Source organism: Nocardia sp. NPDC051463 (assembly GCF_040681975.1).
Lineage (GTDB): Bacteria > Actinomycetota > Actinomycetes > Mycobacteriales > Mycobacteriaceae > Nocardia.
The window spans coordinates 1,579-21,126 of record NZ_JBFBAB010000043.1; the positions used below are offsets into that span (position 1 = coordinate 1,579).

Consider the following 19,548-nt stretch of genomic DNA (forward strand, 5'->3'; position numbering starts at 1 on the left):
GGCAGACGCGATCAGATTGGAGTATTAGCAACACATTTCAAGAATTGGCACTTTCGGTCGACACGGACCGGAAGTGCCATTTTTTTTGAGACGGCGTAGTGTGACCCTGAAATGAGCACCCGGCGCCGGACCTTCAGCCCCGACAGCTACCGGACTCAGGTCCGAGGTTCCGACGCTGGGTGCGCTTCCAACCACACACAACGCGCCCAGGGGTACAGCCAATGCCCACAGAACTACAAGCCCTCTTATTCATAGTCGCCGCGGTCGCGGCCGTGCTGCTGCTCATCTTCTACGTCCTGCCACGAGCGCTCGCCAGCGATGCCGCCACTCCCGACGGCGCAGTGCCCTTCGCGCAGATCGCCGAGTGTGTCGCCGCCGAAGGATCTCTGCGTACCGACTCGTGGGATCTCGAACCATCCCACCGCGCACCCACTGATCCGTACACGCCCGAGCAGGCGCACATGGCGATGCAGCAGCATCGTGACTGCGCTACCGACCGCTGCGCCGCAAAGCATTCGGCGTTCTGGACGCTGGCCGACGAGAAGTGCATCGTTCCAGACGCGAGGGCCGTCCGGTGAGCACCACGCAAACGGAGAGCTCCGTCGACTGTCTCGAACACAACGAGGGGACCTGGACGCCCGCCGACCCGCATGGGGAGTACGCCCAGGCCGTCACCCGCCAGTTCGAGAACGATCCGGCGGTACTCGAAGCCGTCCTGGACGGCCTGACCAGTTTGATCTCCGAGGTCGACGAATGAGCGACCAACTACCCGCCGACTACGAGCGCATCATGGACCGCTGCGACGTCCCCCCAACCCAGATGGACATCGAACGCGCCCACGGCATCAAGGTGATCCACGTCGACAAAAAGGCGGTTCCCTGCACCCCCGCGGACTGCCCACGCCTGAAAGCCGCACTGGAGTTCATCAAGCTCGCGGGGGGCCTCCAATGACCGGGCGGGACTGCGACGTCGTACCCGAGTGGTGGAAGACACCGCGAGAAGAGATGCAGTCGGCGAACCTCGCCTTCGCCCGCGATCTGGTCGCACACCACAAAGCCCTCCACCCGCCGCATGTGTGTTCGCGACTAGCGGCCGCGGCCGCATTCATCGCTCTCGCCGACCGGCGCAGCGCGGAGGAGACCCCATGAACGTGCGAGTGGCACCAGACCGCGAACTCCGGTGGGTCCTGCGATCACTGGACTGCACCAGCATTCCGGCGTTCACGGACGGCCCTGACGAAGCGCGGGCGGTCCTCGCCGCCCACGGCACGCACACCCCCAGCTGCCAGCAGCGCGCCGCCGCCCTCACCTACGCGGACCGGTGAGGGAATCCGTATTCGAGAACTCCGACTACATGGGCCTGATCAGGCGCCCTGATGGGACGTTCTCGCTGCTCGGAAACGACGGCTTCGAAGAGGAGATCAACCTCGCCGCACTCCAAGAGCTGGGCATCGCAGACCTGGACGAGCTGTGCGACTACCAGGTCGTTGACGTCAACCCGCTGGATGTGCGCGACACCGAGCCACAACCGAACACCGAGACCTGAAAGGAGGTGAACACCATGGCAGATGTGCACGGAACACCGGGACCCGACGGCCCCGCCCTGACCGTCAACTGGACTGAGGACCCGTCCAGGGACGCGGCCGATACTCGACCCTGCTGGGGCGGCCATACGGCAGCCAGGACTGAGCACGTCAGTTAGACCATGGATTTACCCCCGAGGTACCCGGCTGGTGCAAGCAGCCGGGTACCGGTAATAAGCATCCCGCGCGTTGGGCCAGATGCCCACTGACAACCAACTCGAGCCGCGCGGGCAGGGGCCCGGAGCTGGGTTGTAGACCAGCTCCGGGAGCACGCCCCACACACGAAAGACGGCCCAACCTCCATATGAGGTTGGGCCGTTCGTCTCCCGATGGAGGATCCCATGAAGATCGCTATCAGAACCGCCCTTGCCGCTTGCGCTATCGGTGCAGCACTGGCCGGCGCAGCCCCGGCCGTGGCGCAACCGGTCACCCCCGCCGGGTGGTGCCCGTTCGGGCACGTCGACCCCAACAACTCCAACAGTGCGTGCAGGGGCAGTGACTCCGCGACATGGCCACGCGTGCCCGCGGACCCGCACGGCAACCCGCTGATGAAATGCAACGAGTTCCACGATGGGGAACACGTCAGCACCGTCGACAAGGACGGAACTTTGGCGAGATGGATCTGTCAACACGTGTCGCCCGTGTTCGATAGCCCATACTGGGAATGGACCGAGGTTGTCTACGAGTAGAAGGGCGGGACCGATGACCGAGCTACCGCTTACGCCGAGGTTGGTTCGACTGCTGGCCGCCGCCGAGGACATCGCCCGCCAGCGCGGCAAAGAGATCGTCGGCGTCGATCACCTACAGCTCGCGATCCTGGCGGACGCTGATGCGGTACCTACGCAAGTCATGGCGCGTTTGGGGTGGGAACCAGCCGAGCTCACCACAGCGCTCGAAGCGCTGATCGGCACGCCCAGCTACAGCGATCCGCCGTATCGGGCGAAGCGTCTGGATGGGCGAGTATTCACCGGCGACGCGCGCGCCAGCTAGCCCCCCGGCACGACAAAGAACGCCCCGATCCTGCGTGTTGCAGGGTCGGGGCGTTTGTCGGTGGTGACGGTGTTCAAGGTGCTCGAGGTCGATGGGGGACATCGTCACCGTGATGGCGGAGGGTGGCGCGCCGGGCCGGTACCCGTACAGCTACCGCGCTGAGCAGCTCCTCCTCGCCGCCGAATAAACACGCCGAGCAACTTCGTCCTAGCGTGTCGTGGTCGGACCGTGCACCATGATCGGCACGTGCGACGGCTCCTGTCGGGGGGAAGTCGCCCTACGGGCCGATCAATGGTCGCGCGCCCACCACATCATCAGGGGACTAAGCATGAGAAAACTCGCTGTTGGCATCGTATTCGCCGCGCTGGCTGTGACATTCGCGCCGTCGGCCAGTGCCGTCGACCCCAACAGTCCAGAAGGGGCCTTGCAGGGAATCCTCGAAGGATTCGGGGGCGCGTTCGGTAGTTCCAAACCCCGCGCGCCCCGCGCGCAAAGCTACATCTACCCCGATTTCCAGTCGTGCAATCGGGAAGCGAACCGGCTGCGCAGGCCCGGCGTCATTGCGGAATGCCAGCCGCTCGGCGGATATAGCGGCCAATACCAGCTGATCTACATGCCCTGACCCAGCTAGGACCTCAGCGGGAGCAACTCGCGTTGATCCGCCGCGATCCGTTGGGCCCGATCCTCATGGGCGACAACCACAGTCCGATCATCAGCGCGGATGAACTGTGTTCGCTCCCTTGGGGTGTCCGGTTCGGGGGCACCCACTATGTGGGCGATCGCCTGCAGGACAGCAGCGACGTTCAGCGCGGCTTGAGTATGTAGCGATCCGCTGAGTGTCGCCGTGAGGCCGACGGTTACTGGTGTCGTCACGTCGGCGTGAGCGGTTCGCACGGCGCCAGCGGTCAATGTTGCCGTGACCACCCGCGCACCGTTGACGGTCTTCACGCCGGCCGCCGTACGGACCGCGGCCGCAGCGCGGGCGATGGTGACGATGGTGGCGTTCGCAGCAGCGAATGCGCCCATGCCCGCGGTCAGTGTCGCGGTTACCGCTGTGGTGGCTTGCATTGGCCGTACAGCTATACCAGCGGCGGTCAAGGTCGCGGTAACGGGCGTCGAGGTGCCGACCGGCGTGACTCGCAGTGCCGACGCCGACAACGTCGCTGTCGCAGCGGTTGGCGCGGCGAGACTCGTGGATAGCGCCGCGGAGGCCGAGAGTGTGGCCGTCGCGGCAAGCGCTGCCGCGGCAGGCGTGTTGCGATCCGCCACTGCGGTCAGCGTCGCAGCCACTGCAGTAGGCGCCTGGATCGCCGCACCTGCGAAGCTGTCGACCGCAGTTGTTGCAGTGATGGTGGTGGATGCCGCGGCAGTGAGAGACAGTCCCGCGTCCGCGGTGAGTGTTGCAGTGGCAGTAGTGGAGGCTGCTGCCGTGGTGGCGACCGCGACCGTCGCAGTACTGGTTGCGGTCACAGTTGTCGCCACGGCCGCGTTCGCCCCGCGAACGGCCGCCGCAGTGAGAGTCGCGGTTGCGGTTGTCGACGCGTCCGCGGAAACGCCGCGCGTGGCTGCAGCTGTGAGCGTCGCGGTAACCGGGAGGGCGGCTTGGACTGTCAGCGCGGCGGGGCCGAGGGTGGGTGCGTATGCCGAGACCGGCCGCGACCTACCGATCCGGGGCATGGGTCACTCCTCGATTAGGACCCAACAGGTCATCCCGATCGCTACCGCGGTGGTGGCGCGGATACGCAGGATGTCGTTGGCGACGACACCACCTTCGCGGTCGAGGGGGTCCTGTGACTCATAGCTCTGCGCCAATTCGTTTCGGCCGGCGAGGAGGCGCGACGCGGTGACCGTGCCCTCCGCGGTGGAGGTGTAGCCGGATGCGCTGGTGCCCAAGCTGATTGCGCTCGCCGCGGTACCCGGATCGTCGTATTTGATGACATCACCACTGGCGAAAGCGGTTACGGTCGCCGCAACGGTGCCGGTGGTGATCAGCTCGACCTTCACCAGGCTCGTAGGTACAGCGTCGAACGAATAGCCCCATGCGATGACGGCGACGTTAGTCGTTGGTTTGACCTGAAGCATCGTTTTGATGCTGGTGCCTGTGGTTACCGGCGCGAGAGCAGCGGTCAATGCCGCCGTTGCGCCGTTGTAGAGCTTGTAACGCCTGCGCGCCATAGCGCCTCCTTAATAGGTGTTGGGCCGGTTGACGGCTTGCATCGACATCGGCACATTGATTGGCGCGTAGTCGCCGAAAACGCAGTCGCCGAAACCCATTACGCCGGTGCTGGATCCATCGCTGGCACGCTGCATGATCAAGGCGCCATAGCGGGCGGACTGGTTGGCCACTGCCCCGGAGTCGTTCCAGGAGTTGACGACTACGCCGTTGTAGGCGGCGTAGTAGACGTTGTTGATGACGAAGAACTCCACGCGCCCACCAACAGCCATGGCCGATCCGCCGTTGGCGTTGGCGTATGCGGATTGGGTGATGATCCCGGCCGCCGCCCATGAGGTCATCGTGGCGATGGAGATTTGCGCGTTCTTGATGAACGCGACCGGCACTGTGCCGGAAGTTGCGCTGTTCGGAGACCGTAGGACCAGGCATGACGGCGAGCCCCCAGACGTGCCAGGGTGCAGTTGGTCGATGGTGACAGCGATGTACTGATCCGGACCACTGGTAGGGCGGGCGATGAACTCGGCCGGGAAGAACCCCGAGGTGCTGTTTGTGGTGATCATCCCACTCGAGGTCAAGGGGTTCGTGCTGCCGTTGCGGCGCACCCACTGGCCACTCAGTGTGCTTGGGAAGCTGTCGTTCTCCCGCATCCACTCGAGCACGTCAGTTACCAGCAGCCTGCTCAGCCAGGGCCTGCATATCCGCGGCTATCGCCGGGATCAGGTCCGGCCACGCCGTGGCGATCGTCGCCACAAGCGCTGCGTGTTCGGCCTCGAGCCTCGCTATCTCGTCAGCGAGGAACGCTCTCCGCTCCAACATGGTTGCGGCTTGACGGAGGCGCGCCTGTACATAATCGGGATCTGGTGCGGTCACAACACATCCCGGTTACGCGGCCAGCGGAGCCAGGGAGAACCCCAGGCTGGTGAGGGTGAGGGTGTCGCCGTTAACGACAGCCTTGGATGCAGACAGGGTCGCCGACCACAGGAAGTTGCCGCTGGTCGAGGCGTCCCACACGCTGATGTGGGTGATCGTCTCGGTCGTGGTCATCGACCAGTTCGGGTTGGTGCCGGTGAGTGCGATCGCACCGGACGCCGCCGCGGCGAACGTCGCCTGCGAACGGGTGGTGACCGCGCCGGCGTTGGAGGTGCCCGCGCTACCCGGGTCACCGGTGTGGAGCTTGACGTAGGTCCCCGCAGGCTGAGTCCAGGCGGTACCGCCGCGCAAGTGGTCGAGGATCTTGTTAGCAAGATTCGCGGTGTGCAGTCCGACAGTGATGACAATCACCTTCTAACGTGTTGGCTGCCAATCGAATAGACGGCAGCGTGGGAATTTGCTATGCGAGTGTGCGCACGACGGCGAAGGAGACGACCCGTGCCGGTACATCACCGAAGCGGAAGATGCAAGTCCGCTCGGCGTCAAAAACCTTCAAAAACGTTCAAAACCCGTCAAAACCACACAAAAGACAGACGCCGATCAGTCCTCTGAGGTTGCGACTTCGGCGGTGTCGCTGGTTCCGTCCGCGTGGGTGATGGTCGCCTCGGCGACGAACTCGATCCCGAATGCTGCTGTCATGGGGTCACCTGTTCTGTACGTGAATGGACATGCGCCGGACATCGGTCCGCGAGGTGTTGGTGGTGATCGTGCAAGTCACGATGTAGGTGGTGCCTGCGGTGCCACCGGAGAGCCACACGATCACCGAGCGCCCCGCGTCGCCGACCAGATCGGAGTCCTTCGTCAGACCGGCCGTGACTGTGACGATGTGGGTTTGGATGGTTTCTCCGGGCTCGAGCCACGGCGCGGTGGCTTTGTCGGAGCCCCAATCGAACTTGAAGTCAAGTGCCGAGGCGGGATCTTTGGTCTTGATCGGGTACAGCATCAGTCGTCCTGCGGGCGCTGTGCGGCGACGGTGTAGCCGAGCATCATCAGCGCGAAAAGGTGCGCACCGTCAACGTATTCGGGCTGGCCGTCGTAGTCGGCGTGCAGCACGAAAGATCCAGCGCGGCGGATTACCGAGCCACCGACGGCCGCACCGGACTCGGTAGAAGCCACCACGACCGCCTCGGCGGCCTGGTACTGGCTCGCAGGACTGATCCAGATGCACACGTGCTCGTGCGCCTGCCCGCCGATCTGCGCCGGCGGGTCGAGGTGCCACACCCGCCCCGGGCCAGAATGTCCGCCGACCCGGTCACGCACGAATGTCGCTGAGCCCATTCAGGCCTCCTCGTTGAAGTATTCGATGACTGTCACGACGCCGTCGGCGCCGGCCGCGCCCGCACCACCACCGCCGCACGGGAATCCGCCAGCGCTGCCGGCGTTTCCGCCACCGCCGGACTGGTTCCATTGCCAGAAAATCGGGGAGCTGGTGTTGCCTGGGACGCGCCCTGATCCGCCGCCGGTCGATCCGGAGCCCGCACCACCACCGCCGGCAGCGAGTAGCCGCACCACCCCCGCGGTGACTGTTTGGCCTGGCTGCCCGGCGGTGCCGCCGTTACCACCGCGGGCGAAGGTGAGACCTCCTGCGCCGCCACCGGTTCCGCCGGTGCCGGGTGGTGCGGTGTAGATGGTGCCGAAGGACGATGCGCCACCGTTGCCGCCGCTGCTGCCGCCCGCTCCGACGATGATCGAGACGGAGTCTGGTAACTCGGCCGGCGACATGCGGCGCCCGGAATTGATCACCAGCGCCCCGCCACCACCGCCGACGGCGGAGCTGCCCGCCCCTCCTGCTGCGCGCACCAGGACGTCGAGCGCGCGCAGCCCAACAGGTTTGGTCCAGGTCGAGTTGCTGGTGTAGACGTGCATGACCGCACGGACCGGCATTACGCCATCCGCTCGATTACGAAGATGACACCGTCACCGCCATCGCCACCGAAGGTCGCGCCGCCGGTATCGCAAGCGCTGCCACCACCGCCGCCGGCAGGGAACGCGCCATCGCCGCCGCCCGCGTGACCCGAACCGCCACCACCCCCGCCGCCGCCACCTGTTGCGACAATCGCTGATGGGGCGCTACCGGGGTCACCTGGGCTGCCAGGTGATCCGCCGGGCGAGACACCTCCACCGCCGCCAGGGGATCCGCCGCCGCGTGATTGGCAGTAGCCGCGCCCACCACCGCCGCCGCCACCGTGGAGGTCGTATGCGCTGGTGGAATGTCCCGCGCCTGTACCGGCGCCGTCTGGGCCGATGCCAGCGTCACCGTTTCCGCCGGGGACCATGCCGATACCGCCCGTGGCGGTTGGTGGGTTGTTTCCCCAGGTGCCACCTTGCCCACCGCCTCCGAGGAGCCACGATGACCCGCCCGAACCGACCTCAGGGCCGAAGTGCGAGTGTCCGCCACCGGTGCCGCTGCCGGAGTCGGAAGCCGCACCGGCACCGCCAGCGCCGATGACGATCTGGATCGCTTTGAAAGAGCCGTCAACGTTCGTCGGCAGCAATGAGGCAGGGATGCTGACGTGCGTTTCGCCGCCACCGCCACCGCCGCCACCGCTGCGAGTGCCGCTGGTGAAGAAGTCGTAGCTTCCGCTTCCGCCGCCGCCGCCCGCGCCGATGATGATCACGTCCACTGACACGACGTTCTCGTTCGGTGTGTAGGTGTTGTTCGACTCGAACCTGATCGCCAGCCCCTGCAGGATCAGCTGTTCCACCGCCTGCCGCAGGTCCGTGATGGACTGGGTGTGGTCGTTGATGATCGGCATGGCGGCGATGTAATCGTTGTCAGCCAACCCGAAAATCGCGTCAGCGATGGTGGCGAACCCGCTGAGGATCCCGGCCAACGCGGCACCGATGAAGCTCAAGATCATCCCGATCAGGCCACCGCCGAGACCGCTGAACTGGTCGGACTGGAACTGGTTCTGCAACGTGTTGGTGACGCTGGACTGTGTATGGGTCGACTTCGCAGGAATTGATCCGTTGGCGGTGACACCCCACTGTCCGGGATTCAGACCAGATGGTCCCGCAGGATTAGTCATCGGCGCGTGAACGCTCTCAGATCGGTGCGGAGCTGCGCGAGGTTGAATCCTTCGGGACTCACTCCGGCAGTGAGGAACTCACTCGAGAAGTAGACGAGCGCCTCATCGCAGTAGCGCCGGTAGAACCCCGGAGTCATCTCCTGCACCTTTCCCCAGGTGATGACGCGAAAGTTGCCGTTCTTACCTCTGCCAGTCACGGCCACGTAATGGCCGCCTGCGATCTTCTGGATGCCGTGGCGCAACGCCCACGGCTTGCCCGCGGTGAATTCGTCCATGGCGTAGTCGGGGAACCGAAGGCCCACACCGACCGCGCCGAAGATGTAGGCGGCTGCGGCGAGTTGGTCGGGGTCGCCGACGGTCAATGCCACGTAGGCACCGACCTTGTGTCGGCGGCCGGTCGCGTCCAGTACGCCGATACGACGCCGATACGACGCCGCGGCCTGCATGTCGGTGCCCTGATCTGTACTGGGATCGTCAGGGTCGTAGCCGGTCGCCGCGGTGTAGTCCGACAGCACCGACCCCGCCGAAAAGGTTGCATCACTACCTGCTTCACGGCACCACAGCATCGTTTCGTGCGCAGCGCCCGCCCAAACACAATCGCCAACTTGATCGTTGGCGAGCATCCCGAAATCGGCGATCAGGTTCTCGTGCCCGAACTCGTCGGGGATCATCGGCAGCACTGCTGGCATGTCGAGGTAGGCGCCGAGCTTCATGTACACGGAGTTGATGCGCGCGGGCAGCTTTCCCAGCTTCACTCGACACTCCTCCCCGTCGCACTCATGAGCCACCACAGGCTGGGTCGGCAATTGGATTAGCCGCCCGTCGCTGATCGGCAGTAACGGCCCAAAGTCGATAGTCGAGAATCGCCTTTGTCGTTCGTTCCCGAGAGTCGGGTTGGGGGTTCGAAATAGAGTCGGCGACGACGCCCATCATCGCGTCGAGGTGTCGCTGGTTCTCCGTCGATATCGACGACCGAGCAACAAGGGACTCCCTGAACTCGCGGTTGCACTGCGCCTGCGCGACAGCCTGCATTCCGGCGTATGCCGTGCTCGCACAGGCCAATGCGCCGACGATCATCAGTACGTATGCCTGCTGCCGGTCGGTGCGTGGAAGCGTTGGGGCAGTGATGGTCTTCGCACCCAATCGGTATTCCCGCCATCCGGCGCAGAGCCCGGCAGCGAAGCCGATCCCTATGCACGCTGCCCCGAACAGCAACTGCAAAATCACGCTAGTCATTGGGATCCGCCTTCTTTTTAGGCTCCCTTTTACGTGATGCCACCTGGTATCGCATGGCGCCCAGGAGCCCGATCAGCGCGCCCATAATCCCATTGGCACCTGTATTACTTTGGTAAGACGTAAGAACTAGTGGCGCAACAATGTTCAGCGCCCAAACGGCTGTCACCACGTAAACCAGGACGGTTAATGTCCTCGTCGACACTCCATCCTCGGGATTCGCGGCCATACCCACCTCCTCGTAAGCACCACCCGGAAAGCCGAGCACTTTCCGGGCCAAATCCGAGTAGGTGCGCTACTCCTCCACTAGGTCGTCGCCCGGCCGCGGCCAAGGCGCGACCCGCTTCCGTGCCGCCTCCGCTGCGGGGATGCCGAGCACGGCCGCGACGATGCCGGTGATGATGTCCGCTCCGGACTCATCGACCACGCCGCGCGCGACGAGAACGCCGACAAGCACGGCGAGTAGCGGGTAAAGGATGGTGCGGATTGGCTCGCTCCGAAGAGCCGACAGGACCGCGTTCACTTCGCACCTTCGATCTGAGCGAGCGTCGCTTGCGCGCCCTCGTCGCCCTTTGCGGCCTCGCGCTTCACGAGATCGACCGCCCACGCGACGCCGTCCAGTGCGGCGTCTTCGACGTGCGCTTCGTGGATGCGAGCGTCGATGTTGAGGATGAACCCGGCGAGCGTGTCGACGTCGTTGTCGTTGTCGCGGTACTTCGACCGCGAGGGGAACCGCTTGCTGAGCTCGTCGTCCGCGAGGGACATGACCGCCTCCTTCATCGTGGTTGTCGAGTACTTGTCGACCGCGGCAGCGAAGCGTTCCCACGGGAACCCGTCGCCGACGTCGGTGTGTGTGCCGATCCCGAGCCCGGATGTGATCGCCCAGTGGTCGGCGATGCCGGACTCTCCGCGGCCGAGTTGCTCAGGGGTGATGACACGCGGCGGGATACCGTACTTGCGGCAGTCCTGCACAGCGAGATAGGCGGCGATATCGATCGCGCGCCCCATGTTCTGGAGCCACTGCGTCGACCCCCATGCCGCACGGGATCCTGCGAAGCACACGTTGATCGCCCTGTTGTTGGCTTCGAGCACAGACCATGAGGCGTCGTCGGTATCGACGACATCCACGACGTTCCCGTCGTTGTCGACGGTGTAGTGGTAGCTGACACCGTTGTTGGGGTTGTTCAGGTAGTTCGCCAGCGACTCGGCAGTGCCGTTGCCCTCCTGCGTGTGCAGCAGGAACCAGATCGGACGGGCACCGCCGCGACTGTTTGCCGACCTGCCTATGCGGTTGACCTCGTTGTATTCGGGTTTGTTCACAGTGCTCCCTGTGGCAGCCTTCGACCACTGCCCGTAGTCGGGTTTGAGTACGTCGTTGACATCGACTCCGATGCCGCCGACGCGGCGTTTGTCGATCTCGGATTGGTGCAGGTGCGCGGCAGGGTGAACAAACCCCTTTGGCGTGCCCCAGTTGTGCTGCCAAAACCATTGCGCGACATCGTCTTCCAGGGCCCAGTCGATGCACCTCGAGTTGCAGTAGACGCCTGTGCGTTCCAGCCCGACGACTGATGCCCACCCGCGCAGGAACGGTGCGACCAGCTGGTTCCACTCGCCGAGGGTCGGGTTGTCATCGACCGGTGCATACAGCGGCCGGTCCAGCGGCCCGCCGGCTTCGAGGTGGTAGCGCAACGCGATCTGAGCGTGGTGCACGCCAGCGTCCATGCCCCCGCGCCAGTCTGCGGTGACACCTTTGCCGTATTGATAGTTGGAGACGATCTCCAGCCCTGCGGCGCGTAGCTGGTCGCAGTAGGCGCGCCGCAACGGCTTCGCGCCGAAATCCGCGCCGGGACGCGACACGGAGAAGTAGCCGATGACACCGGCGTATCCAGCGTCCTTGATGGCTTGCGGGGCGAGCAGCGCGGCAGAGAAGTCCAGCAACTGCTTCACTTCGCTTCACCCTCAGCCTGCTTCTTGAGCTGAGCGAGACGTTCGAACGCAGCGGGGAGCTGTTCGCGCTGCATCTCCGCCGCAGCAGCCCGCTGCTCCGGAGTCATGTTGTTGATCCGGTCCAGCATTTTCGGGTCCAGCTTCCCGAGTAGCGCTTCCGCGGTGTCCCGCCACTTCTCGTTCGCGAGATCCGGATCGGCGTGGACCGCCGCCCACTGCTCGTACTGCTCCGCGTCAACGACCGCGGGAACGTTGAGGTAGCCGGCCTCGGGGTGATCGCCAGGGATCAGCCACTTCGTTTGCAGCTCAGGATCATGCCTGAAGCCGAAGTCCCACAGCAGCTGCGACATCAGCGGCCGCACCATCGGATGAATGGGCACGTCGCCCATCTGCTGATTCGGGGATGGAAATGAATTGAGCGCCCACGCGAAGTGCTGGCGGGGGTCGTTCATGTCCGCGGCTGATTGTTGCAACGGCGCTGCAAGGCCGGTCAATTCGCTGGCATCCATGTCGCCTCCTTTCGAGGTGTCAGGACAGGAGGTGTACGCCGATGTTCTGCAGCACCGACAGCGCGAAGGAGATCTGCCTGGTCTGACGTTCGGCGAGGGTCATAGCGGCTTGCGCGAGCCCGATTTGCGCCTTGTATTCGTGGGGCTGATCGGCGCCGTAATCCCAGCTGAGCGTCAGTTCTTCGACTTGATCGACGCGGATAGTGGACGTGGCCTGTTCGAACGTGCTCCCGATCCGGTCTCCCGGCATGAACATCAGCCCGGGCAGGAATCGACCGCCGGAGCCCATGGACATCACGTGCGCGGACTGTGACCTCGTGGCGAGGAACGCACCACGCAACGCGACGATCGCGCCGAGGGACCACGCGTTGTTCTCAGCCCCCTGGCCGAACACCTCCCAGAGGTGGACCCAGCCGAGATTGTGTGCGCGGGTGTGGTTTTGCCATTCCAGCCAAGCGAAAATGGTTCCGACGAGGAACGGCATCACGACGTCGGCGACGATCGATCCCAACCCGGAGAATCCGGCGAGGAGGAAGTACCCGATCAGGGCGCCGATGCTCTCGATGGTTAGTCGCGCGAGTTGGTCGACGAGAGGGTTGTCGCCGCCGACGATCGCCCGAACCGCGGTGGCGGGACCCCATGTCCATTCGGAGGTTTCGACGTTGCTGTATTTGCTGTCGCGGATGACTATCCACGTTCGGGTGGGGTCTCCCGGCCCGAGGTAGTCGGCGTCGAAATAGCTCGCGGGCCAAGATTCCGGGTCGCCGACGAGAGTCTGCACATCCTCGACAAAGCCGCTGGCGAAGGACTGCAGCGTCCGAGCGAATCCGCCCGCCAGGCCGCCGCCAGTGGCGGTGCCGTCCGGCGAGTAGTAGCCGCTGGTATCGACCACTTCGAGGACAAGTGCACCGTTGGCGACCTCGGGTACGCCTGGGACATCAGAAGTTTCGCCGTCGACGGTCAGGATTCGCCGGTAGCGCATGGTCAATTGGGCGTCGTCGAGAGCGTTCTGGATGACCTGGTCCATGCGGTTCATGCGGGTCGCGATGAGCGTCCACACGCTCGAGTCGTCCAGGTCGATGGGGTTGGCCTTGATCAGTACCTGCCAGGATCCCCAGTCGAATAGTCCACCCCACCCGCCGACCGCGAAGGGGTCATCCGGCAAGGTCCACAGGTTGCCCTCGACCCGGATGAGGTTCAGCAGAATCATCATGCTGATGCACCACTTGGCGGGCCCGAAAAGCGGTAGTACGCGGGGGAATTGGAAGACGGGGATCGGCAGGATCGGGTTTGGCGCCCCCAGCAGGAACTGCAGGTACTGCAGGTCGTCAACGAATGTGACGTCGAGGTACCAGAGGCCGTTCTTCTTGACGGCTTTGAAGAACTTCAACAGCCCTGACCAGCGGACTTTCCCGCCGTAGTGGTCGACGGTGATGACGACGTTCTTCTTGGCGTCGGGGTCATCGGGAATCGAGATGAGCCACTTCGCGAGGTAGTGATCGAGGCGTAGTCGCAGCGTGCCGGTGGTGCCGAACTGGTTGCGTTTGAACGGCCACTCGCCAGCGATGGAGTCCTTGGCAGACCCCATCAACACCAGGCCAGGTGATCCGTCCGGCTTATTAGTCCACAACCGCGGCAGCGGCCGGGCGCGGCGCATGGCGTCGATGGCGTCGCAACGTGCCTGCGCGCCGGCGTTTATCTCCTCATAGGTCAGAACTGTCACAGTGACGCTCCGACCGGTCGGGAGAACCAGCGGTCACACACGAGCGTTGCCGTTGCTCCCGCGGGTGCACCGGTCACCGATATCGGCACATCGGTCGGCGGGGTGTGCCGAGCCACCGGGTAGATGAGCTCACGTCCGTTAGAGCGCATCCATGGCCCGAACCCGCCGTCATGGGTGATCATGAACGGCTTGTCTTGGTTAGTGTCGAGCCGGACATCCTCGCCCGCAAGCAGCGGTGTCACCTTGTAGGTGCGGTTGGTGTCGGCGCCGGCCGGGCGCTGAAAGTCCAGTTCCTGACCCCACGACCCATCCCAGATCTCCCACTCCGTAGCGGGCGCGTTCAGCGTCCAGCGCGGGAAGATGGGGACGTCACCAGGGTTTCCGGGGTGTTCCATCGTCGGCGGATCGCCCACAGTCCACTCTGCAGTCACCGGGTCGGCGAACCAATGCGGCTGTTCGCACGCGGCCGACACCGACAAGGTGTTCGCTTCGTAGAGGTACCCGTCTTTGCCTTCCCACGCGCCCGCGGTGAACGGCTCCGGTGCTTCGAGCAGGCGCATCTCTAGACGTCGCGTGCCCCAGTCGCTTACGGCTTCGAAACACCAGGTGTCGTCGGGGTTGCCGAGGTCGGCGCGTACCTGGTCGGCGACATACATTGCCTCTTCGGGGCTGTTGCCGAACATCACGAGACCGAACAACGGGTCGCGGCGCTTGTAGCTGAACCCCTGGTATTTCTGCTGCGCCCCACCGGATTTGATCCAGTAGGTGAGCGCGGGGGTGTCGTAGAACTGTTTCGGCTTCGGGAGAAGCAGAACCCCCTGTGCGCCTTCGTTCGGGCCCGCGACATCCCACCGGCGGCCGGTCCTCCCGATAAGCGTCAGCGCGAGATAGTTGCTCATGGCAGCGCCGCGGAAAGGCCGATGGACTGCTTACTTTGATGCCGGTCTACCGCGTCGATGAAGTCCTGCGGGTTCATTACGTTGGTGTCTCCGTGGAAGTGCATCGAGTGGTCGCGAGTGCTGCGGACGTCACCTCCGCGGACACCGAAACCGGGGGGCAGTGTGGGGGTTTGCGGGGAGCCTGAGTTGATCGCTTGCAGCCAGTCGCTGTTGGCCGCGGCCGACGCCGCATTCACCACGAACTCCCCATGCGAAAGGCGGGCCGGGATCGAATCCGACGTACTGGATCCGGCGCCGAACACCCAACCGCCGGCGGCATACCCTGCGGTGGTCGGCCAGATCTTCGCTGCGCCGCCGTACCGCTTGTCGACGTAGTTCAACGCGGCAGCGATGTTCGGTTCCGGGTCCTTTTGTGTGCCGGGGAATCGAGCGTCGGCGTAGGCGTCGAAGGTCGGTTTGATCACCTGCAGCAAGCCGATACTGGGGGTGCCGTTGACGGCGTTGATGTCGGTGTTGTTGATCGCGTCGGGGTTGCCGCCGGATTCGATGCCGATTTGCGACAGCGTCCGGTCGGTCAATCCAGCGTCGCGGCCGGTGGCCTGCAGGACAGTCATAACCGTGCTGCGCCACTGTTCGGCGCCGCCACCGGGCACATAGGTGTGCTTGGTGGACGCCGGGGCCTCCGGGGTTGCGGGCGCAGCCGTTTCGGGCGCGACACCGGATTCCGGTGCCGCGGTGGTGTTCTCCTGGCCCTTTTTGCTGTAGTAGTCGATCGTGGTGGTCAGCGCCTTGTTGTAGACGTTGTTCGACGACAGCACCGAGTTCTGCATCCCGAAGAATCCGAGGACGCCGTCAGCGAGGATCGTTCCTGCCTTGCTGAAGATCCCCTGTAGCGAGTACTCCTGCGGCAGCCCGTCGTCGGACTGCAAGGCGTCCTTGCTGGTGTCGGCCGATGACGGGCCGACGTAGGTGCCGGTGGGACTATAGTTCGACGGGTCGGCCTGCGGGCTTGTCCCTCCTGGGGCGTTCGGCGCAGAGGGCGCTGTGATCGGCGCGCCGATCGCCCAATGCACGTGGTTGCGGTGCTGCCCCATCGTGGCCGCGCCGTAGGTGGACACCCCATCGCCGACGTCTTTGCCGTTCTTGATGTTGTGCCCGAACGGGGCGTGGATCAGCTCGAGCGACTGCGGGTAGTTCGAGGCGATGAACGACGCCAGGGCTTGCATCTCCGGGGTGTCGTCCGACCCGTTGCTGAAATCGGCAGCCTTGCCGACAGAGTGGTAACCGTTGTCGGTGTTGCGCAGACCTGAGGTGAGCTTCATTCCCGGGAACTTGCTGCCGACGACCGCGGCCATCGAATCGACGATGCCGCCGCTGGCGAACCCGGGCAGCTGGTTGTTGTTGATCGCCTCCAGTAGCGGCAGCGCGCGCGCAGTCGATGCGGCGTTGACGACGAATTCGCCGTTGGACAGGCGCGCCACGATCGAATCGGACGTGCCCGAACCTGCACCGGTGATCACACCGCCGTCGGCGTGGCCGGGCAGCCCGGGGATCAGGTCGAGCGCCTTATCGACTACCGCGCCCGCGATGCCGCCGAGTCCACCGGATTTGAAGACTTCTACGAGGCTCTTCCAGAGAGATTTGATCGCCTCGACGATTGTGGAGAATTTGTCTTTGAGCTGGTCGAGGCCGATCTTCATGCCATCCCATGCGCCCTTGATGTGCTCCCACGCCCAATCCATGGTTTCGGCCATGTTCTGGATGGCGGGGACCGCGAGCTGCACAACAAAGTTCACGAACGAGGTGAAGACCTTCAGCAGATCGACCAAATAGGGCGCGATCTGGACGAGGATCTCAGCGAGGATCGGCAGAATCTGCGCGCCGAGCTCAGCGAGAGGCGGCAGCAGCGGCGCCAACGCAATGGCCATGTCCGCCCACGCCTGGACCAACTCGGGCAGGACCGGCATGATCGCCGTCAGGGCCTGCCCCAATGCCTCACCAAGGATTTGCGCTACCTGAGCGAAAACGGGTGTGAGCTTCGCGAACGCATCGATCAGGATCGGAATGACCGGCTGCAGGCCGTTGGCGAGTTGGGTCACCACCGGCGCAAGCGCCTGCGCCAGGGCCGAAATGTTCTGCGCGATAGCGCCTGCGAGGATCCCCACTATCTGCGCCAGGGGTCCGACGAGCGGCGCGACCGCGGCGAGCACATCAGCGAAAGCCTTCGCGATCACCGGCAGGTAGGGAGCCAGAGCATTGACGGCATCAGCCAAGGCGTTGCCCACGATTGACGCGATCTGCGAGATCGGGGGAATCAATGGGATCAGGGCCCGCCCGATCGAGTCGAGCAGGCGACCGACAACAGGCAGCACCGGCGCGAGCCCAGTCGACAACGCGCTGATCAGTGCCGTCAGGGTTGGCATCAGGTTCGTGAGGGTGTCGAGGAACACGCCGCCGATCTGGCCAAGTGGGCCCGCGATCTTGTCGAGGGTGGTGCCCAGTGCGGCGAAGAACGGACCCAGATGCGGGCCGACGGCCGCACCGAGCTGGATGAACGCCGAGGTCAGCCCGGTGACGAACGGCGCCATACCCTGCATGGCTTGGTTGACTCCGTCGATGAACGCCTGCATGGTGCCGTTGTTCACCAAGCCCGTAAACAGCGCGTCCAAGCTGGACAAGGTGTCCTTGAACGCCCCGTTCATGCCGGTCGCGAGCTGGGACAGGCCGTTCTTCAGTTCGGGGAGTTGACTGTTCGCGAACTGGGTGACGCTGTCACCGAGACCAGCGAACAGGTTCTCCTGGACAGCGAGGCGCAGATCCTTCCACGCCGGCCCCAATGCCTGCATTTGCAGCACGAAATCGCGAGCCGACGGGGCGAGCTTCGCGAGAGCTTCCGCGAACTTGTCGGTTCCCCCGGCCGCGGCAAGACCCGACTTAGCGGCGTCTTCCTGCGCGCGTGCGAGATCCCGGACAGCTTGGGCCGTTTGGATCTGCGCCTGCGCAACCCCGTACTGGGCTTGCTCCAGTTGCCGCTTGGCTGCGACGACCTGATCGGAGCCTTCGATGCCTTTCGCGTTGGCTTCGTTGGCGTCTCGCCCGGTCTGGGCGTTGCGGACGCGGACGTTGGTGATGTTCTGCCCGGCCTGCTCTACCTCGAACTGCGCCGACTCGACATCCAACCCGCTCGCTTTGCCTTGGGCGGCTTGCCGTTTCACCTTTTGCAGGTTCACTACCGCGCGCCGGTAGGCGAGTTCGGCGCCCTTCTCCGACAGCTGCCCGTTCTTCACGGCCAGGTTCAGGTTGTCGACAGCGTCTTTCGCGTCCTCCCGGGCTTGGGTGAGGGACTTTTGTGCGTCCTCGACCCGTTGCAGCGAGTCCATCTCGTTGTGTTGGGCGTCGATAACCCGCTGCTGAGCGTCAGCGACCTGATCGAGGTCGCGTGCGTGATCCTGTGCGGCCTGCCCGGCCCCGGCGGTAGCGTCCTTCATCGCAGAGAAGGCACCGATGATCCCTGACCCGCCGATCGCGCCAACCCCGCCGAGCGCCCCGAACACCGCCAGCAGCCCACCTGCGGCGCCTGCCGCGCCGAGCAGGATCGGCACCAGCGCGGTGATACCCGCGGCGAGGCCGGTGAACTTCACCGCGGACATCGCCGTGAGGGAACGGTGGGCGCTGTCAGCTTGTCGACCGACACCGCCGAGTCCAGAGGTGTTCGCGCGGATATTCGCCGTCCGGTCCCGCGCCAACCGGTTCAGCAACTCCTCGACAGCAGCGAATGCCGACTGATCCAATGCTGGAACGATGTTCGCGAACACCGTAGGCCGATACGTGGCCAGCACCGCCTCAAACTCGCGGCGGTCGAAGTCCGGGCGGATGTTGACATCGATGGTCGCGTTGATGCGCTGCAACCCAGACTGGAGTTCGGCAGAGAATCCGGTGAGATCCGGGTTGATCTCGACGTCGAGTCGCGCGGTTACCCGCTGCAGTTCGCTGTCGAGCGCGCGAGAGAACCCGGAGATGTCCGGATTGATCTCGACACCCAGGTCCGCCTCGACCCGGTCGAGGTCCCGGCGTAGCTGGCGGACGAACCCATCGAAATTCGGTTTGATCTCGACAGAGGCGCTACCAGCGCGGTAATCAGGCATCGCCACCTCCTGAGATCAGTCGCATTTCGAGTGCGGTCGCTTTGCGGCGTTTGAGTTCTCGCCGCAAAGCCAGATGCGGCATTTCCGGGCGAGCGGCAGAGGGTGCCGCGGCCGCGTCGGCATGGGCGGTGACGAAGATCAACCGGTTCAGCAGATCCTCGATATTGGCCAGCCGCGCAATGAGCGGGTCGAAACCCTCGAGCGGGATGTCGGTGCTGGTGGGTTCGGGCAATTGCGCGAGCGCCTCGACAACTTCCGGTTCCCGCAGCTTCGCTGACCGGTACCTACTGCCTTGCGGCAGTATGTCTTTCAGGTCCCACAGGTCGCGCCAATCCCGCTCGCCACGGAACCAGTCGTTGAGGTCCATCCTGAGGTGGTGTTGAAGGTC

General features: G+C 64.6%; 25 protein-coding genes. 9 read left to right on the forward strand and 16 right to left on the reverse strand.

Annotation, left to right across the window (positions count from 1 at the left end; genetic code table 11):
• Nucleotides 1–221: 221 nt before the first annotated feature.
• From AB0M74_RS32950 to AB0M74_RS32990, 9 genes are all read left to right on the forward strand, one after another.
• Nucleotides 222–578, forward strand: a complete 357-nt coding sequence (locus AB0M74_RS32950; protein WP_366530216.1) for a hypothetical protein — start codon at nucleotides 222–224, stop codon at nucleotides 576–578.
• A complete protein-coding gene (locus AB0M74_RS32955; RefSeq protein WP_366530217.1) occupies nucleotides 575–757 on the forward strand; it encodes a hypothetical protein in 183 nt (60 codons plus the stop codon). Before AB0M74_RS32950 ends, AB0M74_RS32955 begins: the two co-directional genes overlap by 4 nt.
• Nucleotides 754–951 (forward strand): hypothetical protein, encoded by a 198-nt coding sequence (locus tag AB0M74_RS32960; protein WP_366530218.1) that lies wholly within the window; start codon nucleotides 754–756, stop codon nucleotides 949–951. The genes AB0M74_RS32955 and AB0M74_RS32960 overlap by 4 nt, the downstream gene beginning before the upstream one ends.
• The gene (locus tag AB0M74_RS32965; protein WP_366530219.1) at nucleotides 948–1,148 is read left to right on the forward strand and encodes a hypothetical protein; all 201 of its coding nucleotides are present in this window, start codon (nucleotides 948–950) and stop codon (nucleotides 1,146–1,148) included. Before AB0M74_RS32960 ends, AB0M74_RS32965 begins: the two co-directional genes overlap by 4 nt.
• On the forward strand, nucleotides 1,145–1,324 hold the full coding sequence (locus AB0M74_RS32970; RefSeq protein WP_366530220.1) for a hypothetical protein: 180 nt from the start codon (nucleotides 1,145–1,147) through the stop codon (nucleotides 1,322–1,324). Before AB0M74_RS32965 ends, AB0M74_RS32970 begins: the two co-directional genes overlap by 4 nt.
• A complete protein-coding gene (locus AB0M74_RS32975) occupies nucleotides 1,321–1,545 on the forward strand; it encodes a hypothetical protein (RefSeq protein WP_366530221.1) in 225 nt (74 codons plus the stop codon). The genes AB0M74_RS32970 and AB0M74_RS32975 overlap by 4 nt, the downstream gene beginning before the upstream one ends.
• A 378-nt stretch (nucleotides 1,546–1,923) precedes the next feature.
• Entirely contained in the window at nucleotides 1,924–2,271 is a 348-nt protein-coding gene (locus AB0M74_RS32980; protein WP_366530222.1) for a hypothetical protein, read from the forward strand.
• A gap of 13 nt (nucleotides 2,272–2,284) precedes the next feature.
• Nucleotides 2,285–2,572: a Clp protease N-terminal domain-containing protein gene (locus AB0M74_RS32985; protein WP_366530223.1), complete on the forward strand. Its 288-nt coding sequence runs from the start codon at nucleotides 2,285–2,287 to the stop codon at nucleotides 2,570–2,572.
• Between the two features lie 328 nt (nucleotides 2,573–2,900).
• Entirely contained in the window at nucleotides 2,901–3,194 is a 294-nt protein-coding gene (locus AB0M74_RS32990; protein WP_366530224.1) for a hypothetical protein, read from the forward strand.
• Between the two features lie 5 nt (nucleotides 3,195–3,199).
• Here the strand turns inward: AB0M74_RS32990 and AB0M74_RS32995 are convergent, their stop codons facing one another.
• From AB0M74_RS32995 to AB0M74_RS33070, 16 genes are all read right to left on the reverse strand, one after another.
• Nucleotides 3,200–4,249 (reverse strand): hypothetical protein, encoded by a 1,050-nt coding sequence (locus tag AB0M74_RS32995; protein ID WP_366530225.1) that lies wholly within the window; start codon nucleotides 4,247–4,249, stop codon nucleotides 3,200–3,202.
• Between the two features lie 3 nt (nucleotides 4,250–4,252).
• Complete coding sequence (locus tag AB0M74_RS33000; protein WP_366530226.1) at nucleotides 4,253–4,747, reverse strand: hypothetical protein; 495 nt, start codon at nucleotides 4,745–4,747, stop codon at nucleotides 4,253–4,255.
• Between the two features lie 9 nt (nucleotides 4,748–4,756).
• On the reverse strand, nucleotides 4,757–5,305 hold the full coding sequence (locus tag AB0M74_RS33005) for a hypothetical protein (RefSeq protein WP_366530227.1): 549 nt from the start codon (nucleotides 5,303–5,305) through the stop codon (nucleotides 4,757–4,759).
• A gap of 322 nt (nucleotides 5,306–5,627) precedes the next feature.
• Nucleotides 5,628–6,026 carry a hypothetical protein gene (locus AB0M74_RS33010; RefSeq protein WP_366530228.1) on the reverse strand — a complete coding sequence of 133 codons (399 nt, stop codon included), beginning with the start codon at nucleotides 6,024–6,026 and terminating at the stop codon, nucleotides 5,628–5,630.
• Nucleotides 6,027–6,318: 292 nt separating this feature from the next.
• Nucleotides 6,319–6,618, reverse strand: coding sequence for a hypothetical protein (locus tag AB0M74_RS33015; protein WP_366530229.1), 300 nt, complete (start codon nucleotides 6,616–6,618; stop codon nucleotides 6,319–6,321).
• The gene (locus AB0M74_RS33020; protein WP_366530230.1) at nucleotides 6,618–6,953 is read right to left on the reverse strand and encodes a hypothetical protein; all 336 of its coding nucleotides are present in this window, start codon (nucleotides 6,951–6,953) and stop codon (nucleotides 6,618–6,620) included. The genes AB0M74_RS33015 and AB0M74_RS33020 overlap by 1 nt, the downstream gene beginning before the upstream one ends.
• A complete protein-coding gene (locus tag AB0M74_RS33025; protein WP_366530231.1) occupies nucleotides 6,954–7,559 on the reverse strand; it encodes a hypothetical protein in 606 nt (201 codons plus the stop codon). It abuts the gene before it with no gap.
• A complete protein-coding gene (locus AB0M74_RS33030; RefSeq protein ID WP_366530232.1) occupies nucleotides 7,559–8,704 on the reverse strand; it encodes a hypothetical protein in 1,146 nt (381 codons plus the stop codon). Before AB0M74_RS33030 ends, AB0M74_RS33025 begins: the two co-directional genes overlap by 1 nt.
• Entirely contained in the window at nucleotides 8,701–9,459 is a 759-nt protein-coding gene (locus AB0M74_RS33035; RefSeq protein WP_366530233.1) for a hypothetical protein, read from the reverse strand. The genes AB0M74_RS33030 and AB0M74_RS33035 overlap by 4 nt, the downstream gene beginning before the upstream one ends.
• A gap of 773 nt (nucleotides 9,460–10,232) precedes the next feature.
• Complete coding sequence (locus AB0M74_RS33040) at nucleotides 10,233–10,460, reverse strand: hypothetical protein (RefSeq protein ID WP_366530234.1); 228 nt, start codon at nucleotides 10,458–10,460, stop codon at nucleotides 10,233–10,235.
• Nucleotides 10,457–11,884, reverse strand: coding sequence for a glycoside hydrolase domain-containing protein (locus AB0M74_RS33045; RefSeq protein WP_366530235.1), 1,428 nt, complete (start codon nucleotides 11,882–11,884; stop codon nucleotides 10,457–10,459). The genes AB0M74_RS33040 and AB0M74_RS33045 overlap by 4 nt, the downstream gene beginning before the upstream one ends.
• Entirely contained in the window at nucleotides 11,881–12,393 is a 513-nt protein-coding gene (locus tag AB0M74_RS33050) for a hypothetical protein (protein WP_366530236.1), read from the reverse strand. The genes AB0M74_RS33045 and AB0M74_RS33050 overlap by 4 nt, the downstream gene beginning before the upstream one ends.
• A gap of 19 nt (nucleotides 12,394–12,412) precedes the next feature.
• Nucleotides 12,413–14,116, reverse strand: coding sequence for a hypothetical protein (locus AB0M74_RS33055; RefSeq protein WP_366530237.1), 1,704 nt, complete (start codon nucleotides 14,114–14,116; stop codon nucleotides 12,413–12,415).
• Nucleotides 14,113–15,015 carry a hypothetical protein gene (locus tag AB0M74_RS33060; RefSeq protein ID WP_366530238.1) on the reverse strand — a complete coding sequence of 301 codons (903 nt, stop codon included), beginning with the start codon at nucleotides 15,013–15,015 and terminating at the stop codon, nucleotides 14,113–14,115. Before AB0M74_RS33060 ends, AB0M74_RS33055 begins: the two co-directional genes overlap by 4 nt.
• Nucleotides 15,012–19,160: a transglycosylase SLT domain-containing protein gene (locus AB0M74_RS33065; RefSeq protein ID WP_366530239.1), complete on the reverse strand. Its 4,149-nt coding sequence runs from the start codon at nucleotides 19,158–19,160 to the stop codon at nucleotides 15,012–15,014. The genes AB0M74_RS33060 and AB0M74_RS33065 overlap by 4 nt, the downstream gene beginning before the upstream one ends.
• The gene (locus AB0M74_RS33070) at nucleotides 19,153–19,527 is read right to left on the reverse strand and encodes a hypothetical protein (RefSeq protein WP_366530240.1); all 375 of its coding nucleotides are present in this window, start codon (nucleotides 19,525–19,527) and stop codon (nucleotides 19,153–19,155) included. The genes AB0M74_RS33065 and AB0M74_RS33070 overlap by 8 nt, the downstream gene beginning before the upstream one ends.
• Between the last annotated feature and the right edge of the window lie 21 nt (nucleotides 19,528–19,548).

What these genes read in the sequence shown, in the direction of transcription:
- AB0M74_RS32970 (WP_366530220.1), top strand. Translation starts at nt 1,145, where the DNA reads ATGAACGTGCGAGTGGCACCAGACCGCGAACTCCGGTGGGTCCTGCGA.
- AB0M74_RS33020 (WP_366530230.1), bottom strand. Translation starts at nt 6,953, where the DNA reads ATGGGCTCAGCGACATTCGTGCGTGACCGGGTCGGCGGACATTCTGGC.
- AB0M74_RS33030 (WP_366530232.1), bottom strand. Translation starts at nt 8,704, where the DNA reads ATGACTAATCCTGCGGGACCATCTGGTCTGAATCCCGGACAGTGGGGT.
- AB0M74_RS32985 (WP_366530223.1), top strand. Translation starts at nt 2,285, where the DNA reads ATGACCGAGCTACCGCTTACGCCGAGGTTGGTTCGACTGCTGGCCGCC.
- AB0M74_RS32960 (WP_366530218.1), top strand. Translation starts at nt 754, where the DNA reads ATGAGCGACCAACTACCCGCCGACTACGAGCGCATCATGGACCGCTGC.
- AB0M74_RS33000 (WP_366530226.1), bottom strand. Translation starts at nt 4,747, where the DNA reads ATGGCGCGCAGGCGTTACAAGCTCTACAACGGCGCAACGGCGGCATTG.
- AB0M74_RS33025 (WP_366530231.1), bottom strand. Translation starts at nt 7,559, where the DNA reads ATGCCGGTCCGTGCGGTCATGCACGTCTACACCAGCAACTCGACCTGG.
- AB0M74_RS32990 (WP_366530224.1), top strand. Translation starts at nt 2,901, where the DNA reads ATGAGAAAACTCGCTGTTGGCATCGTATTCGCCGCGCTGGCTGTGACA.
- AB0M74_RS32950 (WP_366530216.1), top strand. Translation starts at nt 222, where the DNA reads ATGCCCACAGAACTACAAGCCCTCTTATTCATAGTCGCCGCGGTCGCG.
- AB0M74_RS33005 (WP_366530227.1), bottom strand. Translation starts at nt 5,305, where the DNA reads ATGATCACCACAAACAGCACCTCGGGGTTCTTCCCGGCCGAGTTCATC.
- AB0M74_RS33050 (WP_366530236.1), bottom strand. Translation starts at nt 12,393, where the DNA reads ATGGATGCCAGCGAATTGACCGGCCTTGCAGCGCCGTTGCAACAATCA.
- AB0M74_RS33015 (WP_366530229.1), bottom strand. Translation starts at nt 6,618, where the DNA reads ATGCTGTACCCGATCAAGACCAAAGATCCCGCCTCGGCACTTGACTTC.
- AB0M74_RS33060 (WP_366530238.1), bottom strand. Translation starts at nt 15,015, where the DNA reads ATGAGCAACTATCTCGCGCTGACGCTTATCGGGAGGACCGGCCGCCGG.
- AB0M74_RS32965 (WP_366530219.1), top strand. Translation starts at nt 948, where the DNA reads ATGACCGGGCGGGACTGCGACGTCGTACCCGAGTGGTGGAAGACACCG.
- AB0M74_RS32995 (WP_366530225.1), bottom strand. Translation starts at nt 4,249, where the DNA reads ATGCCCCGGATCGGTAGGTCGCGGCCGGTCTCGGCATACGCACCCACC.
- AB0M74_RS32980 (WP_366530222.1), top strand. Translation starts at nt 1,924, where the DNA reads ATGAAGATCGCTATCAGAACCGCCCTTGCCGCTTGCGCTATCGGTGCA.
- AB0M74_RS33065 (WP_366530239.1), bottom strand. Translation starts at nt 19,160, where the DNA reads ATGCCTGATTACCGCGCTGGTAGCGCCTCTGTCGAGATCAAACCGAAT.
- AB0M74_RS33070 (WP_366530240.1), bottom strand. Translation starts at nt 19,527, where the DNA reads ATGGACCTCAACGACTGGTTCCGTGGCGAGCGGGATTGGCGCGACCTG.